The sequence below is a fragment of the Ferrimonas senticii DSM 18821 genome (assembly GCF_000422665.1).
Lineage (GTDB): Bacteria > Pseudomonadota > Gammaproteobacteria > Enterobacterales > Shewanellaceae > Ferrimonas > Ferrimonas senticii.
In genome coordinates this window covers 1-16,058 of sequence record NZ_AUGM01000025.1, presented here as the reverse complement: position 1 = coordinate 16,058, position 16,058 = coordinate 1, and the positions used below count along the sequence as shown (strand labels likewise).

General features: G+C 55.9%; 15 protein-coding genes. 7 read left to right on the top strand and 8 right to left on the bottom strand.

What is annotated here, in order from left to right; all coding sequences use genetic code 11:
• Nucleotides 1-62 precede the first annotated feature (62 nt).
• Nucleotides 63-1,382 (top strand): M16 family metallopeptidase, encoded by a 1,320-nt coding sequence (locus G506_RS0112585; RefSeq protein ID WP_028117174.1) that lies wholly within the window; start codon nt 63-65, stop codon nt 1,380-1,382.
• The gene (locus tag G506_RS19670; RefSeq protein ID WP_035387326.1) at nt 1,382-2,893 is read left to right on the top strand and encodes a M16 family metallopeptidase; all 1,512 of its coding nucleotides are present in this window, start codon (nt 1,382-1,384) and stop codon (nt 2,891-2,893) included. The genes G506_RS0112585 and G506_RS19670 overlap by 1 nt, the downstream gene beginning before the upstream one ends.
• 70 nt (nt 2,894-2,963) lie before the next feature.
• Here the strand turns inward: G506_RS19670 and G506_RS0112575 are convergent, their stop codons facing one another.
• The 3 genes from G506_RS0112575 to fusA form a co-directional block, all read right to left on the bottom strand.
• Nucleotides 2,964-3,833 carry a DMT family transporter gene (locus G506_RS0112575; protein WP_156904899.1) on the bottom strand — a complete coding sequence of 290 codons (870 nt, stop codon included), beginning with the start codon at nt 3,831-3,833 and terminating at the stop codon, nt 2,964-2,966.
• Nucleotides 3,830-4,819: a P1 family peptidase gene (locus tag G506_RS0112570; protein ID WP_035387331.1), complete on the bottom strand. Its 990-nt coding sequence runs from the start codon at nt 4,817-4,819 to the stop codon at nt 3,830-3,832. The genes G506_RS0112575 and G506_RS0112570 overlap by 4 nt, the downstream gene beginning before the upstream one ends.
• Before the next feature lie 144 nt (nt 4,820-4,963).
• On the bottom strand, nt 4,964-6,988 hold the full coding sequence (gene fusA, locus G506_RS0112565) for an elongation factor G (RefSeq protein ID WP_028117171.1): 2,025 nt from the start codon (nt 6,986-6,988) through the stop codon (nt 4,964-4,966).
• Nucleotides 6,989-7,476: 488 nt separating this feature from the next.
• Here fusA and G506_RS0112560 point away from each other — a divergent pair, with 488 nt between their 5' ends.
• On the top strand, nt 7,477-7,836 hold the full coding sequence (locus tag G506_RS0112560; RefSeq protein ID WP_169628110.1) for a YbaY family lipoprotein: 360 nt from the start codon (nt 7,477-7,479) through the stop codon (nt 7,834-7,836).
• Nucleotides 7,837-7,901: 65 nt separating this feature from the next.
• Here the strand turns inward: G506_RS0112560 and G506_RS0112555 are convergent, their stop codons facing one another.
• The gene (locus tag G506_RS0112555) at nt 7,902-8,429 is read right to left on the bottom strand and encodes a DUF2058 domain-containing protein (protein WP_028117169.1); all 528 of its coding nucleotides are present in this window, start codon (nt 8,427-8,429) and stop codon (nt 7,902-7,904) included.
• An 84-nt stretch (nt 8,430-8,513) separates the two neighbouring features.
• On the opposite strand from G506_RS0112555, the gene G506_RS0112550 reads away from it, so the two are divergent.
• Both G506_RS0112550 and G506_RS0112545 read left to right on the top strand, forming a co-directional pair.
• On the top strand, nt 8,514-8,978 hold the full coding sequence (locus G506_RS0112550) for a tRNA (cytidine(34)-2'-O)-methyltransferase (protein ID WP_028117168.1): 465 nt from the start codon (nt 8,514-8,516) through the stop codon (nt 8,976-8,978).
• An 87-nt stretch (nt 8,979-9,065) separates the two neighbouring features.
• A complete protein-coding gene (locus G506_RS0112545; RefSeq protein ID WP_028117167.1) occupies nt 9,066-9,917 on the top strand; it encodes a sulfurtransferase in 852 nt (283 codons plus the stop codon).
• Nucleotides 9,918-10,048: 131 nt separating this feature from the next.
• Here G506_RS0112545 and G506_RS0112540 read toward each other — a convergent pair whose 3' ends face one another.
• Both G506_RS0112540 and G506_RS0112535 read right to left on the bottom strand, forming a co-directional pair.
• Nucleotides 10,049-11,485: an ATP-binding protein gene (locus G506_RS0112540; protein WP_035387325.1), complete on the bottom strand. Its 1,437-nt coding sequence runs from the start codon at nt 11,483-11,485 to the stop codon at nt 10,049-10,051.
• On the bottom strand, nt 11,473-12,162 hold the full coding sequence (locus G506_RS0112535; protein WP_028117165.1) for a response regulator: 690 nt from the start codon (nt 12,160-12,162) through the stop codon (nt 11,473-11,475). The genes G506_RS0112540 and G506_RS0112535 overlap by 13 nt, the downstream gene beginning before the upstream one ends.
• Before the next feature lie 184 nt (nt 12,163-12,346).
• Between G506_RS0112535 and G506_RS0112530 the strand changes: the two genes are divergently transcribed.
• Complete coding sequence (locus G506_RS0112530) at nt 12,347-12,847, top strand: Spy/CpxP family protein refolding chaperone (protein ID WP_028117164.1); 501 nt, start codon at nt 12,347-12,349, stop codon at nt 12,845-12,847.
• Between the two features lie 113 nt (nt 12,848-12,960).
• Nucleotides 12,961-13,836 carry a cation diffusion facilitator family transporter gene (locus tag G506_RS0112525; RefSeq protein WP_028117163.1) on the top strand — a complete coding sequence of 292 codons (876 nt, stop codon included), beginning with the start codon at nt 12,961-12,963 and terminating at the stop codon, nt 13,834-13,836.
• 102 nt (nt 13,837-13,938) lie between these two features.
• Here G506_RS0112525 and G506_RS0112520 read toward each other — a convergent pair whose 3' ends face one another.
• Complete coding sequence (locus tag G506_RS0112520) at nt 13,939-14,928, bottom strand: GGDEF domain-containing protein (protein WP_028117162.1); 990 nt, start codon at nt 14,926-14,928, stop codon at nt 13,939-13,941.
• A gap of 50 nt (nt 14,929-14,978) precedes the next feature.
• Nucleotides 14,979-15,821, bottom strand: coding sequence for a PfkB family carbohydrate kinase (locus tag G506_RS0112515; protein ID WP_028117161.1), 843 nt, complete (start codon nt 15,819-15,821; stop codon nt 14,979-14,981).
• Nucleotides 15,822-16,058: the final 237 nt, after the last annotated feature.

Genomic DNA, 16,058 nt, shown 5'->3' with positions numbered 1-16,058 from the left:
TGAATCAACCTTAGGCTTTGGCATGATGGCCTAGTAAATAAACAAACTCTAAGGGAGTGAGTATGTTACTGCGGTCTACCGTGGCGGCGTCGTTGCTGGTTTTTACCAGCCACAGTGCGGCGATCGACGCCAATGATGTGCAAGGATTTACCCTCGATAACGGCATGCAGGTGCTGGTGATGGAGGATTTCAGCATCCCCAACGCCAACATGTACCTGTTTTGGAAAGCGGGCTCGCGCAATGAGGTGCCGGGGATCACCGGTTTGTCGCACTTCTTTGAACACATGATGTTTAACGGTTCGGAAAATTATGGGCCGAAGATGTTCGACCGCACCATGGAAGCCGCCGGCGGTGCCAACAACGCCTACACCACCGAAAACCTGACGGTGTATACCGATTGGTTCCCCAGTGACGCCACCGAAATCATCTTCTCGCTGGAGGCCGATCGCATCGGCAAGCTCGATATTGATCCGAAGATGGTGCTGTCAGAACGAGCGGTGGTGCTGTCAGAGCGTCGCACCGGCTTAGAAAACTCCAACTGGCGAGTGCTCAGCGAAGAGGTTAAGGGGGTGGCATTTCGGGCGCATCCCTACAGTTGGTCGGTGATCGGCCACGAATCCGACATCAAAGCATGGACCCAGGCGGATCTGGAGCAGTTTCATCAAACCTACTACGCCCCGAACAATGCCTTGGTGGTGATCTCCGGGGCGGTTAAGTTTGCCCAAATTAAGCAGTGGGCCGAACAGTACTTCGGGCCGATCCCTGCCCAGCCTGAACCGGCGGCCGTGCGTACCATCGAGCCAGAGCAAACCGGTGAGCGCCGAGTCTACGTGCAAAAAGCGTCGGTATCGACGCCGAATCTGATGGTGGCCTATAAAGTGCCACAAACCAGCAGCAGTGATTTTTATGCGTTGGATCTGCTGACCGATATTTTGCTCAAAGGCAAATCCAGCCGCCTTAATCGGGCACTGGTAGACAGCCAATTGGCTCTTGGTGTCGATGGTTATATGCCGATGAGCTTTGATCCCAACCTGCTGTATCTGTACGCCATCGCCAGTCCCAACGTGGCGATCAGTGAGTTGGAGCAGACCCTGATCGCCGAGGTCAATCGCCTTGCGACTACGCCGGTGTCACAACAAGAGTTGGATAAGGTTAAAAATGGCAAGTTGATGGAGTTTTACCAGCAGATCGCCACCATCAATGACCGTTCCAATATGGTCGGTACTTATCAGCTGTTTTTCGGCGACTATCGCGCCCTGTTTGACGCACCTAATGCCTACCAACAAGTGACTGCCGCCGACATTCAGCGGGTGGCGCAACAATATCTGACCAAAGCCCGCCGGACGGTTGGGGTGCTGGCGGCCGAGGAGGATCGGGACTGATGACTGCGGTAATTAATCGAACCAAAACGTTGCTGGCGCTGACCGTTAGCGTGGCGCTATCTGGCTGCGCAATAACAGAAAGCGGCAGCGAAAGTGCGGCGAAAAGTACGCAAAATGCGGGTAATGCGGGTAATGCGGCGCAATCAGTTAAACCCTTTGTGATGCCGAAGATGGCCACCAGTGGCGCTAAGTTTCAACTGCCGTCCTACCAGCAGTATCAGTTGGCCAACGGCTTAACGGTGTATCTGCTGCAGCGTGACAAGGTGCCGTTAGTCACTGCCGAGTTGTGGATGCCGGTTGGTGCCGTCAACGATTCTGATGCTGGTATTGCCATGCTCACCAGCCAAGGGCTGCTGCTGGGCACCGATAAACTCAGCAAGGCACAGTTGGAGCAACAGGTGGAACAGTTGGGTGCCAGTCTAACCGCTCGCGCCGATAAAGAAGCGACGGTGATCGCCAGCCAGTTCCAAAGCAAAGACATCACCACGATGTTGGCGTTGCTGGCGGATGTGGCGATTAATCCCAGCTTCCCCGCCGCCGAGGTGGTTAAAGCACGGGATCGCTATGTTGCCCAACTGGCGCAACAAAAAGAGTCGCCACGGGCGGTGATTGGCAACTATTTCGATCGCTTGGTGTACGGCAATCACCCCTATGGTAATGCCGCCGCCGGTAATGCCGATGAGCTAAGCCAGCTTGATGAGTTTGACCTAAAACTGTTTCACGGCAGTTGGTATCAACCCCGTGGCAGCGCCTTGGTGATCAGCGGCGATTTTGCCAATGAAAAAGCCAGCCAACTGGTGCAGGGCTACTTTGGTGGCTGGGACGATCGCGCCACCCCGCAAGCGCCGGATCTGGCGGCGGCGATTGCCCCCGCTAACGGCGCCAAGGTGTTACTGGTGGATAAGCCCGATGCCCGCGAAACTACCTTTATGATCGGTGGCATTGGCGTGGCGCGGGATAACCCCGATTACGTTGGTCTGATGGTGGTGAATACCATCTTGGGTGGCCGTTTTACCTCGTGGTTGAACGACGAACTGCGAGTCAAAGCCGGTTTAACTTACGGTGCCCGGTCGCGATTTGCGGCGCTGTCGGAGCACGGCAGTTTTTACCTAAGCAGCTTTACCGCTAGCAAAAACACCAAGGCGGCGGTGGATCTGGCGCTGTCGACCTATCAACGGTTGTGGCAACAAGGTATCGACCAAGCGACGCTGGACAGTGCCAAAGCGTACGTCAAAGGCCAGTTCCCACCGAAGTATGAAACCGCCGAGCAACTGGCGGGGTTGTTAGGGCAAAGCCACTTGATGGGGTTGTCGACGAAACAGCCCAACCGCTTTAGCGAGCAGGTGGATAGCTTAACCCTGACTGAGGTGCAGCGATTGGTGGCGGAACACTTCCCGCAGCAAAATCTGCAATTCGTCTTGGTGGGTAACGCCGCCGAAATTGCGGCTATCGCCGGCGAATATGGCGAAGTAACCCAAGTTGAGATCAACCAGTCTGGGTTTCGCTTTTAACCATTAAGGGCAATAGTTAGCAACAACGGCCACTCGATGAGTGGTCGTTTTTTTTGGGAAAAAGACTGTTTTAGGCGTTTGCTAATAAGCGGCTTTCGCGCAATCGATACAGCAGCAGGGCGCTGAGGATCAGCAGGCCGCCGCCGACTTTATTGATGGTTAACGCTTCATCAAACAGCAGCACACTGAACAGCAGCGTCCAGATCGGTTCTATCAGCATGATCACCGCTGCGGTGCCGGTATCGGTGCGCGCTTGACCGGCACTTTGCAGCACATAGCGTACGCTAGTGGCCAGCACCGCTGCGGCGATAAACCAGCCCCAACCGCTGCTGGTCATCTGGTGGCTGGTTGCGCCCAGCGCCCAAGCCACCGTGAGTGACAGCAGGCCGACAGCCAGCAGTTGCACGCAGGCGGCACTCAGCGGTGGCAGCTGCACCGTCAGCCGTTTGTTCAGGTTAAAGTGCAGCGACAGCAGCAGCGCCGAGACCAAGAACAAACCTTGACTGCCATCAAGTTGCCAACCGCCGGAGAGCGACAGCAGTGCCATCCCCGCCATCGCCAGTGGCAACGCCAGCCAGAACGCCGCTGATGGCGGTTGCCGATACAGCGCCCAGCCCAGTAGTGGGGCAAACAACATCGCCAAACTCATGATAAAGGCGCCCTCACCAAGACCGTCGGCTAGGGTGACCGCATAGATCCACAGCAACAGATGGACGCCCAATACGATGCCAACGCCGAAGGCATGCAGCAGCACTTTGCTGCTGCAGTGGCGCAATACCTGCCAACAAAACGGCACTAGCAGTATCGAGGCCAGCAAAAATCGGCCACCGATAAACTGCGCGGCGGGCATCATGCTCACCACCTGTTTCGAGGCCACCCAACCCAATGCCGCCAGCACCGTGGCGATGAGTACCAGGTATTCTCCCCGCAGTAATCTCACTGTTTGGTGGCCAGGCTAGTGGCGCTTGGCAGACCACCGGCCGGTTCGGCCGCCAGCACCGCGTTATGGATCGCTTGCTCCATCACTTCGGCGGCGATAACCCCCAGTAAGTTGACATCCATCGCTGCCACTTCGCTGGTGGCGGCGGCAAAGATGGCGTCGCCATCGTACAGCGAGTGCACCGGTCGTATCGCGCGGGCATAACCATCGTGCGCCATTTGCGCCACCTTTAACGCCTCGGTTTTGGTTAAGGTGCTATTGGTGATGATGGCGCCGATGGTGGTATTGCGCCCAGCAAAGCCGTCGGCATTAAAGCCTTGCATGATCAGTTCAGTGCCGTTGACGAAGTCGTTGCCCGCATCATTGCGGCTGGCGGCCAACAGGCGACCGTCGCGATCAACCACATCACCCCAAGGGTTGACCGCTACGACTGCAGCGATCACCACGCCGTTGTCCAGCTGCTTTACCGCCCGCCCAATGCCGGACTTGGTGGCGTGTTGCATGCCGCGAATTTTACCGGCGCTGGCGCCCATGCCCGCGCCGTAGTTTCCTTGCTGGAAAATCTCTCGTTGTGCGGCTTTGGTGGCTGCCCGCCCCATCGCGGCATCGGGTCGCACTTTGGCGTCACCGAGCGCCAGATCAAACAGTACCGCACCGGTAACGATTGGCACCTTGGCGACGCTAACGTCGAAGCCGATGCCTTCCTGTTCCAGTTGAGCGGCGACGCCGCTCATGGCATCAAGCCCAAACGCGCTGCCGCCGGATAGGACGATCGCATGAACTTGCTGGACTAGGTTTTCCGGCTTAAGCAGATCGGTTTCGCGCGTACCAGGGGCGGCACCGCGCACATCAACCGAGGCGGTCGCACCCTTATCAAAGCGCAGTACGGTTACCCCTGTTAGGCCATTGGCGTCTGCCACCTGGCCAACTTTGAGCCCCTGAATGGCAAAGATTGGATCGGCGCCAAAGGCGCTAGTGCTGAGCATTAACAGGGCTCCTAACAGTGATAATCGATTCATTTATATTGGCTTTAGCGATGACTTGGTGAAGGTGGTTAACTTTAGGTCGCGACCGTTATAACAACAAGCGGCGACCGAAGTCGCCGCAGTTATTACATAATTAGCAAAACCTTAGTGTTGTCGTAGCCGTTCGGTCAGTTGTTCCGGCGCTACCTCATAGCGGGCAAAAGCCATGCTGAGTTCGGCCTCACCGCCGGTCATCGCTTTCAGTCGCACCGAATAGTCGTCGAGCTCGGCCAAGGGCGCCTCGGCGGCGATCTCCACTTGGTTATTGCCCTTGGCTTCGGTGCCGCACACCATCGCGCGATGGCTAGCCAGATCACCGGTGATGTCGCCAACTTTGTCTTGGTTTACCGTCACCAGCAGTTCGACAATGGGTTCCAGCAAGGCCGGTTTGGCCAGCAGTACCGCCTCAAGGAAGGCTTTCTTACCGGCGGTGAAAAAGGCGATCTCTTTGGAGTCGACCGGATGGTGTTTGCCATCCATCACCACCACTTTAAGGTCTTGCATGGCAAAGCCGGCCAGTACCCCTTCGGTCATCGCTTCACGGACGCCTTTTTCGATGGCCGGAATAAACTGGCTGGGGATCGCACCACCGACCACTTCCGAGGCGAACTGGAAGCCGCTGCCGCGGGGCAGGGTCTCCACCCGCAGTTCGACCTCACCAAATTGGCCTGCGCCGCCGGTCTGTTTTTTGTGGCGATAGCGGGCGATGCCGGTGCCTTGCACGGTTTCCCGATAGGCCACTGCGGGCACATCGGTTTCCATATCCAGCTTGAACACCTGTACCGCTTTTTCCAGCGCAATCTGCACATGGGTATCGCCAAGGCCTTGCAATACGGTTTGGTTTTGTCCCGCCTCATGGCGGATCTGCAAGCTGGGATCTTCGGTTACCAACTTTTGTAGCACTTCAGCCAGTTTCTGTTCGTCGCCGCGTTTCTTCGGCCGCACCGCTAAGCCAAAGATTGGCTGCGGCAATTCCGGCGGCACCATGCTGAACTGATCCTCTTCATGGTGATCGTGCAATATTGCACCGATCTCAAGACCTTCGAGTTTGGCTAGCGCGCAGATATCCCCCGGTAGGGCTTCATTGACTGGGGTTTGTTGCCCGCCTTGTAATTGATACAGGTGGCTGATCTTCACCGGCTTGCGATCTTCGCCGATAAACAGTTTCTGGCCGATAAACAGCCGTCCCTGATGGACGCGACAGACCCCAAGTCGGCCCAGATAGGGGTCGATGCTCATCTTAAATACGTGTGCCAACAGATGATCTTGGGCTTCGCCGCTGATGGCGACAGGCTGTTGCTGGCGGTTAACGAATTCGGCGGCGCTGCCTTCTAGTGGGTTCGGCAAACCTTGGCAGATCAGGTTCAGTAGATGACCAATGCCCAGTGGCGCTTCAGCATCGGTAAAGCAGATTGGCACTAACTCCCCTTGTCGCAGAGCGGCCTCTAGCGGGTTATGCAACTGCTCTGGGGTCAGTGATTGCTCCTGTTCTAGGTAGATCTCCATCAGTGCTTCGTCTTGCTCTACCACCACATCGACCAGTGCATCGTGGCAGGCTTTTACCTCACTAAAAAGCGGCTGGCCATCGTCATATTGCGGGGTGAAATAGCAATCCAGCACCGCTTTGCCATCCACACTTGGCAAATTGACCGGCAAGCAGCCATGGCCAAATTGCAGTTGGATGTTTTCCAGCAAGGCTTCCAGTTTATCGAGGTTATCGCTGATGCGGTTGATCACCAGTATCACCGCCTTGCCATGGCGACGGGCATCGCTAAAGGCGCGGCGGGTGACTTGTTCGATGCCACGCTCGGCGTTGATCACCAACAGCACCGATTCGACCGCTGGCAGCGTCAATTGGGCGCGACCAAACAGATCCACCAATCCGGGGGTGTCGATCAGGTTAACGTGGCAGTTGTAGTAGTTGAGGTTGAGTAGAGAGGGTTCGAGGCTGTGATGATGTTGCTGTTCTTGGGCGGTAAAGTCGGCGTGATTGGTGCCGTCATCGACCCTGCCATGGGTTGGGATCGCCTTGGCGCGATACAGCAACGCTTCGATTAGACTGGATTTGCCACTGCCGGCATGGCCAAGCAGGGCGACGTTCCTGATCTGTTCAGTGCGAAGAGCGGGCATAGAAACCTCCTTGGTAGCAAATACCAATCAGGCTGATCAGCCGCTGCGATCGCGTGGCAAGATCATCACCCGATTTGGTATGACCCGACCCCCCGACTTTACGGTGCTATCGTCGGCTAAACTTTGACCGCGATCAGACTTTGCCGTTAGGGCGAGTTGACCTTTGCTGTATATTTTTGCGCCTGTTATTGGTTGTTTTTGACAGCAAATTGCTAATGGTCAGTTAATTTTACTGCTCAGAGATCACTGAGGGGCGCCTTGCAGGGTCGGACTAGCGGATGTCACTCTTCGTCATACGATTTCGACGTAGAGCCACTATGCCTTCAATCGCAATCCTCGATTGACAACCACTATCCTCGACCAAATTCTGAACACCAAACGTCAACACGCCCTAGTAAACTGTCGGCTGTCCGCCGAATAGTTAGGCGCAAATTGCGGTTGCGGCTTATTATTGCTGGCAACGACCCAGAGTCTGTATGGAGCAATTGATGAAAAAGGTAATGGCACTGGCTGCGGTGATGCTGATGGCAGGTTGCAGCGGCGATAGCGAGCCACAAATGGAAAAAGATCAAAGCCTTGCAGGTGAACTGCAATACCGCGAGCGGATCCTGACGCCACCAGGTTCGCAGCTAAAAGTGGCAGTGAGCGACGCCAATGGCACCATCCTTGGCATGGTGCAGCAGGAAGTGCAGGGCGGTCCTCCGTTCAACTACCAGCTGGATTACGCCAAAGGCAATGAAGTGATGGTGCACGCCACCCTAACCTTCGCTGGTGACGACAAGCCACGCTTCGAGGCATCGGTGACGTTAGATCAAGCCGGTCAAATCCTGCTGCGCGGCGCGCAGTAAGCACCGCTATCCAACACATTCAAAGCCCCGCGATTGCGGGGCTTTTGTTTGGCGGGATGATGGTGTTACCACATCAAATCGTCTGGGATTTGGTAATCGGCGTAGGGATCGTCTTCGTCCACTTCCGCCGCTTGGTGGCGGTCGTTCAGCATTACGATAAAGCGGTCATCACGCTGTTGTACTTTTTCCGCTACCGCGGTTGGGATCAGGTGGTAGCTGTCGTCCAGTTTGGCGATCGCTAACTGGCCGTTGATCAGGCCGCTTTGCAGCGCTTCGGTAACGAATACCTTGGTGATCTTGCCGGAATCCGAAAAGTTGTATGGGATCTCACCACGACTGCGATCTTGGCTGTTAACGGTGATCAACTGTTTGATCTGGGCCAACAGCGCTTTTTGGTCGGCTTCGGCTTTACGTTGGGCGTTCAGCTGTTTATCGCGCTGGGCTTGCTCGGCGCGCTTATCGGCGGCGCTTTGCTTGGCTTCGTTGATCACTTTCTTACCGGATTTGAGGGCGCGGTGTTTGTCTTTGTTGGCTTTTTTAGCATCGTGTTTAGACACAAGGCCAGCCTTCATCAGTTGCTCTTGCAGCGACATGGGGAAAACTCGATAAATAGGCAGTGGCGCCAGTCTAGCAAACCCCTACAATAGCGCTCTAGTTTGTTTTGACCGAGTTGCCCTATGTTTCACATCGCTTTGTACGAGCCGGTAATGCCGCAAAATACCGGTGCCATCATCCGTTTGGCCGCCAACTGTGGCGCCCACTTGCATCTGATTGAACCGCTGGGTTTTAGCATGGATGAGAAGAGCCTGCGTCGTGCTTCGCTGGATTATCGCGACTTGGCTAACGTTACCATTCATCCGGATTACCCAACCTTTTTAGCGGCGATGGCGGGTAAGCGGATCTTCGCGTTAACCACTAAGGGCAGCCGACCACACACCGAACCCTGCTACCAAGCCGATGATGTGTTGCTGTTTGGCCCGGAAACTAGCGGCTTGCCGGATGCAGTGCGCAGTGCCTTTGATGGCGATTTTCGGATTCGGATCCCGATGATGCCACAAGCGCGCAGCCTCAACTTGGCCAACGCCACCTCGATCTGTGCGTATGAAGTGTGGCGCCAGTTGGGGTTTGAGGGCGCACTGTAATAACCACTTTTGCGATCTTTTCCACGGCACCATCCAGCGCGCTTCGCTATGGTGCCGTTTTGTTTATTTAAAATCAGAGAATTGTCGATGGCTGCGCCAAAACTGAAACACAACATCGTTACTGCCGCGTGGCTGAGTAAGCACTTGGATAATCCGGATCTGGTGTTGCTGGATGCCAGTTGGCATATGCCAGGCAGCGGCCGTCAGGGGTTGGCTGAATTTGTCGAAGGGCATATTCCAACGGCGCAGTTTTTCGATTTTGATAAAGCGATTGCGGCTGATTCTGAGCTGCCGCACATGCTGCCCAGCCCAGCAAAGTTTGAACAAGCGGTGCGGGCGATGGGGATCAGCAATACCAGTGCGGTGGTGGTATACGACAGTCATGGGTTATTCAGCGCCGCCCGTGTGTGGTGGATGTTCCGTGCCATGGGACACCAACAGGTGGCGGTGTTAAATGGCGGTTTGCCTGCGTGGTTGGCGCAAGATGGGGCCATCAGTGCTGGGATTGAGTCGGCGCGCCCAAGCGGCCAATTCATTGCCAATTACCAGCCGCAACTGGTGGCCGATAAGCGGGAAATGCAGCTGTCGCTCAATGCGCCGGGGCGGGTTATTGTTGATGCTCGTGGCCCCGCTCGTTTTGCTGGGCAAGAGCCAGAACCGCGTGCCGGTGTTGCCGCAGGCCACATGCCAGGTGCGATCAACCTGCATTACGCCGAACTTATCAGCGAAGGCAAACTGCAACCGCCATTTTTGGCGCTGGAATCGTTCTTAGCCCGTGGGATCTCTGGCGATGATCGCCAGTTGTATAGCTGTGGCAGCGGCGTTACCGCTTGCATCGTGGCATTGGCAGCGGCTGAAGTTGGCGTGCAAAACTGGGCGGTGTATGACGGCAGTTGGAGCGAGTGGGGCGCCGATCCGGCGACACCAAAGAGCCATTAAAAATAGCTATTAGTTGTCAGCAGTACAGAGCCGTTGGTCAGCTTTAGGCAACAGCAAAACTGGTGGCAGTTGGTGGCTGTGTAATTATTTAACTGCCAACTGCCAACTGCCAACTGCCAACTGCCAACGGTTTATACCGGTAAACGAATTTCCAAACAGAGCCCGCCTTGGGGGCGATTGCTGGCGTGCAGTTGCCCTTGATGGGCATCGACGGCGCCTTGGGTGATGGCTAAGCCTAAGCCCCAGCCACCACTGTCGCGATCGCGGGCGCTGTCAATCCGATGAAACGGTTTAAAGATCCGTTCCAGTTCGGCTTCGGGTACCCCTGGGCCATCGTCGCTGATGCGGATCATCACTGCCGTTTGGGTTGATTCGATCTGCAACTGCACTAAGGCTTTAGCGTAGCGCAGGGCGTTGCGCAGCGGGTTTTCTACCAGCCGCTGCAGCAGCGATTCAACGCCATTGAGCGTTACGCTGGTTGGCATCGCGACTTGAATCTGTTTGCCGGTGGCTTCAGCCTCAAATTCGATGCCGGCGATCACCGGTGCCAAAACCTGCACCAGATCCAGCGCGGTTTTGCGCTCGGTGACCTGCATATTCAGCCGCGATAGGCTCAATAGCTCCTGCAACATTGCCTCTAAGGTGTCGGCTTCGCTGCCGATCCGGGTTAGCTCATCACTGTGTTGGCCTTTGCGCCGGGCAATGGCGAGGCTGAGCTGCAGTCGAGTTAATGGCGTGCGCAGTTCGTGGGAGATATCCGATAACAGCCGTTGCTGGCCATGCACCATGGTGCTGACCGAGTGTGCCATCCGGTTGAAGTTTTCCGCCACTTGACCAATCTCATCGCCGCGTTGGCTGATCTTTGGCGTAATTCGCGCGTCTAAATCGCCGCTGGCGATGGCGCCAGCGGTAGCTTTCAGTTGCCGTAACGGCTTACTGAGACTCCATGCCAGCAGGCCAAATACCAACGTTGAGACCACCGTGGTCAGCAGCAACAGCAGTCCCGGTCGGTTCCAAAGTTGCGCCAACCATGGCCGTTTAAGCGCATTGATCGAGCCGATCAGATAGTTGCCGTTAGCCAAGGGTTTGGGGCCGAAGATCAGCTTACCGTCGATCTGACGTTGCTGCGGTTGCGTCCGGTCGAACTCCAGCAGGTATTCCCGCAGCTGCCGTGGTAAGCGGCGCGAGTGCTGTTGCAGGACGTTGCCGTTGCCATCGACCAAGTAAAATTTAAAGCTCGGCTTATCACGGTGGTGCTTGCTCGATGGCTCGGCCATCGCCGCTTCCGGCGGCAGCAGTTGCCGCAGATCTTTGCGGTGCAGCACCCGGTTGATCTGCTCGATAGAGAGATTGGGATTGTTATCTAGACGGTTGGCAACCCGATCCAGCGCCGCTTGAAACTGCGGCTGCAGCGGCAGTTGATCCCATTGTTTGAGCAGTAACGGCAAGCCGAGCACAGTGCCGACACTGAGCATCGAAGTCAGCCAGAACGCTAACAGCAACTTGGGCAGTAACCGATTCAGTTTGCTGTGTCGCCACCGGCTAACTAAGGCACTTAGTCGAGCCATAGATAACCCTTACCGCGAACGGTTTTTACCCGCGGATTGCCATCGGCCCGTTCCGGTAACTTTTTGCGCAGATTGGATAGGTGCATATCGAGGCTACGATCAAATGGCATTAAGCGTTTGCCCAGTACCTGCTGTGACAACATCTCTTTGCTGGCGATCTCGCCACTGTTGCTGATTAACACCTGCAACAGGGCAAACTCGGTGCTAGTCAGATCGATGCTTTGCCCTTGCACCTGGGTTTCTTGGCGGCGGGGATAGAGAGTGATATCCAGATGAGTAAGCTGCTCATTGCTGCTGGCGGATGGGGTCTGCTCATTGCTGCGGCGCAAAATCGCCCGCATTCGCGCCACCAGTTCGCGGTCGTTGAATGGCTTGGGCAGATAATCGTCGGCGCCCATCTCTAAGCCGTTGATGCGATCCAGATCATCGCCTTTGGCGGTCAGCATTAATACCGGCATTTTGCTGCCGTGCTGGCGCAGTGCTTTAAGCAGGTCAAAGCCGTTGAGCCCCGGCAGCATCACATCCAACAACATGATGTCGTGCTGGTTTTGTTGCGCCGCAATCAAGCCCGAAGGGCCATCGCCACAGACGGTAACGTTGAAGCCATCCAGCTCCAGCAGTTGGCTTAATAGGTCACTAAGACCGCGGTCATCTTCAACCAGTAATACCTTGATCATTACAGCGCTCATGATTGCGTTCATGGCAGTAGGTTATCCAATAAGACGAAGTCTAGGCGAGCGCTTTACACAGCTTTACGCAGGCTAGACAGCAACTGACATTGACGTGGCTACACTGGACTCAACTTAGCAACGGGGGTGAAGTCCCCGCCACTGCAGCAACCGCTGTTACAGGAGTGTTCCCATGAAACGCGCAACAAAATTCAGTTTGATCGGTTTGGCTTTGGTGATGGCCAGCGGCACCGCCCTGGCGGGCATGATGGGCGGCCATCATGGCGGTAAAGGGTTCCACGATAAGCATGGCGGCCAGCAGATCCAGCGGATGTACCGCCATATGATGCAGTTGGATCTGAGTACCGAGCAGCAAGCGCAGCTTCAACAACTTATCAGCGAAGCCAAAGCGCAACATCAGCAACTGCGTGAGCAGCGTCGCAGCGATCAGCAGCAGCGTCGCGCCGATAATCAAGCGCAGATGCAGGCGCTGATGGACGCTCCGGTATTTGATGAAGTGGTTGCCCGTGAGTTGTTAAGTGCTAAGCAGCAACAGCGCACCGACATGGCGGTGAAGCAGATGAAACTGCGTCATCAGATGCTGCAAGTGCTAACCGATGAGCAAAAAGCGCAGTTGCAGGCCGAGCGTGAGCAGCGCCAGCAGCAACGGCAAGAGCGTCGCGGTAACCGTTAACTCGCCTAAGCCATCATTCGAGCAGTGACTTTGACCCCAACAACCTTGGTTGCTGGGGTTTTTTTCTGCGCCAGTGATACACTGCCGCCATTGTTTTTCCATGGCATTTTTCTATGAGTCGGGCAACACCAGAGCAGTACCAATTTTGGATCAAGTGGGCCACCAGGGCGTCGATTGCGACCGCATCGCTGTTGATTATCACCAAGCTGATTGCGTGGGTATTTTCCGGTTCGGCCAGTTTGCTTGGCTCGTTAACCGATTCATTGATGGATGCGGCGGCGTCGCTGATCAACTTCTATGCCTTACGAGTAGCGCTGTTGCCGGCGGATGACGATCACCGTTGGGGGCACGGCAAGGCCGAGCCATTGGCCACCTTGGCCCAAGCTGGCTTTATTTTGGGCTCGGCATTGCTGCTGCTGTTTGCCGGTATCGACCGCACCTTGTCACCGGTGGCTCCGACCGCCAGCGGCTTAGGCATTGGCGTATCGGCGTTTGCGATTGTTGCTACCTTGGCGCTGCTGGCGGTGCAAAAGCGCGCCGTTGCCGCGACCGGTTCCACCGCAATTGCCGCTGATGCCTTGCACTATCGCAGCGACTTGTTGATGAACGTGGCGGTGATCATTGCCTTGGCATTGTCGGCTTATGGCCTGTTGTGGGTCGATGGCGTCGCCGCGATTGGTATTGCGATCTACATCGGCTGGGGCGCTTGGGGCCTAGGTAAAGAAGCGGTGCAACTGCTGCTGGATCGGGAAGCCGAGCCGGAAGTGCAGCAACAGGTCGAAGCGCTAGCAACCGCCGACCCACAAGTGCTCGGCATTCATGATGTACGTACCCGGATGGCCGGCAATGTGCTGTTTGTGCAGATGCATCTTGATATCGATGGTCGCCTCAGCTTTCGAGATGCCCATGATATTGCCCATGCCGTAGAGGAGCGCATTCGTGCAGCCTTTCCTGGCGCCGATGTAATTGTGCATCAGGATCCGGCATAACGGCGTTGGTAGCGATCAGCTATTAGATGCTAGTTATCAGTGGTTAGTAAGAGCGGGTGTCTGCTGTTCTTACTGTCGCTGACTACCAACTGTGCGCTTGGTTTAAGCCACTTTGATGCGATCACGGCCTTGCTGCTTGGCTTCAGCCAAGGTTTGATTGGCACGGCTTAGCAGCTGTTGTGGATCCATTCCGCGCTGCCACTGACTGATCCCCTGCGACAGGGTTATGCGGTCGCTGATCGGGGAGCCCGAATGGGGCATATCGGCGGCGATGACGTTGTTGGCGATCTGGTTGGCCAGCCGTTCGGCGCCGTGTTGATCGGTGGTTGGCAACAATAGGGCAAAGGTGCCGTCCTCAAGATAGGCGATGATGTCCGATTGGCGCTGGCTTACCGCTTTAATCAGCCGTGCCAGCTGCTGCAGCACTTGGTTAGCGGCATCCTTACCGTAATAGCTGTGGTAGCTGTGAAAGTAATCGATATCGAGCACAATTAAGCTCAGCGGGGTTTTACTGCGCCGAGCATCAAAGACGGTTTGCTGTAATCGCTGCTCAAAATAGCGTTGATTGGCCAGCTTGGTCAGTGGATGGCGGTTACTGCGGCGGTCGATTTGCCGCTGTAAACGTTGATGGTGGCGCTGGTTTAATTTGGCAAAGTGTTGCCACATCCGCGTTTGAAAGCCCAACAGCAAAGCGATGGCGAGGCTGGCTAACATCAATACCAGATTGAGCTGCAGATAGAGCCACATCAGCAGTGATGGCACCACCGCGATGGTAAACGCCAGCGGTGAGTGGGCCATTACCGACATCGCCGCAAGTAGCAGCAACAAGGTTAATTCTGGCTGCGGCTGCCACGGTAACGAAGCAGCAAGGGTGATCGCCAGTAGCCCGGTCCAGCTGAGCGCCACAACTTTACTGGGCTCGCGCTGTTGATGCCATTGGGCGGCAATCGCCACCGGAACCGGCGCCAGCAACCACGGCAGTGCCTGCCATTGCGGTATAGCAAGCAACGCCTGCAGTGATTGCAAGACGATGATGGTGAGCAACATCGCGAGCTGGGCGTGGCGATGAATGCGCAGAGGGTTGTGTTTCATAAGCCCCTTCCGTGGTGGCTTTGCTGACTTTTAACTCACTTAACTTACGGTTAGCGCCGTAAGTAGTGCTGCAATGACACTGGCGGTAACGAGCTATTGCTGCTGATGGCAAACGCGGCCCAGCGGGCGGCATCTTCCATCGCGTGCGCCAGTGGCTGTTGTTTTAGTAAAGCATCAATTAGGCCGCCAGCATAGCAATCACCGGCACCGGTGCTGTCGACCAGTTCGGCGGCAATGGCTGGGCAGTGCAGTTGGCCCTCGGCGGTGTAGGCGATAGCGCCTTGCTCACCTTGGGTAACGATAAAGGCGCGTAACTGCTCGCCACCAATCTGTTGGCCGAAGGCCCATGGATCGCTGATCTCATGTTGCGCCAAGTCGTCATTGCTCGTTAGCAGGTAATGACAGGGGCGCTGGGCCAGATCTTTTGGCAACTGTGCCACCACTAAGCTGCCAGCGTTGACGGCTTGGCGCATCAGTTGCGGTAGCCGTTCAGCCGACAGGTTGACGTAGATCGCTTGGTAGGCATTGGCATCAAACTGCTGTGGCAACAACAGTCGTGGCCGGTTTGGCCGCAAAATGGTGCGCTCGCCGTTTGGCTCCATCAGCAGTTGCAGCGGTTGGGTGGCGCCGACGTGGCGGTGTACCAAGCTGGTGTTAAAGCCCAGTTCGCGGGCTTCATCCAATAACCAATCGCCACGGCTGTCACTGCCCACTTGGCTTAATAGGCTAACTTGATGGCCGGCCCACAGTAATCCTAAGCCGGTGTTGGCGGCACCACCACCAAGGCGATAACCCTCCTCCTCATAGTGAATACGCGCGCCGGATTGCAGCGGGCGTGACAGTCTGAGGATTTGGTCGCAGTTAAGATTGGCGATGATTAGAGCGTGGGGCATCAGCAAAAAGTTAAGAAGAAACAGGTTGTTTCAGCATAGTACGTGGCTTGGCACAAAAGCCAAGATTGAAGCCGATGGGCAGTTATCAGTTTTTAGTTTTTAGTAGGAGCTAGAGCTAGAGCTAGAGCCGAAGCAAAAACAGTGGCCAGTTATTGGTTGTCAGAAACAGCGGAACCCGTTTTGCTGTTTCTGACTGACAACTGACAACTGACAACTGACAACTGACAACTGACAACT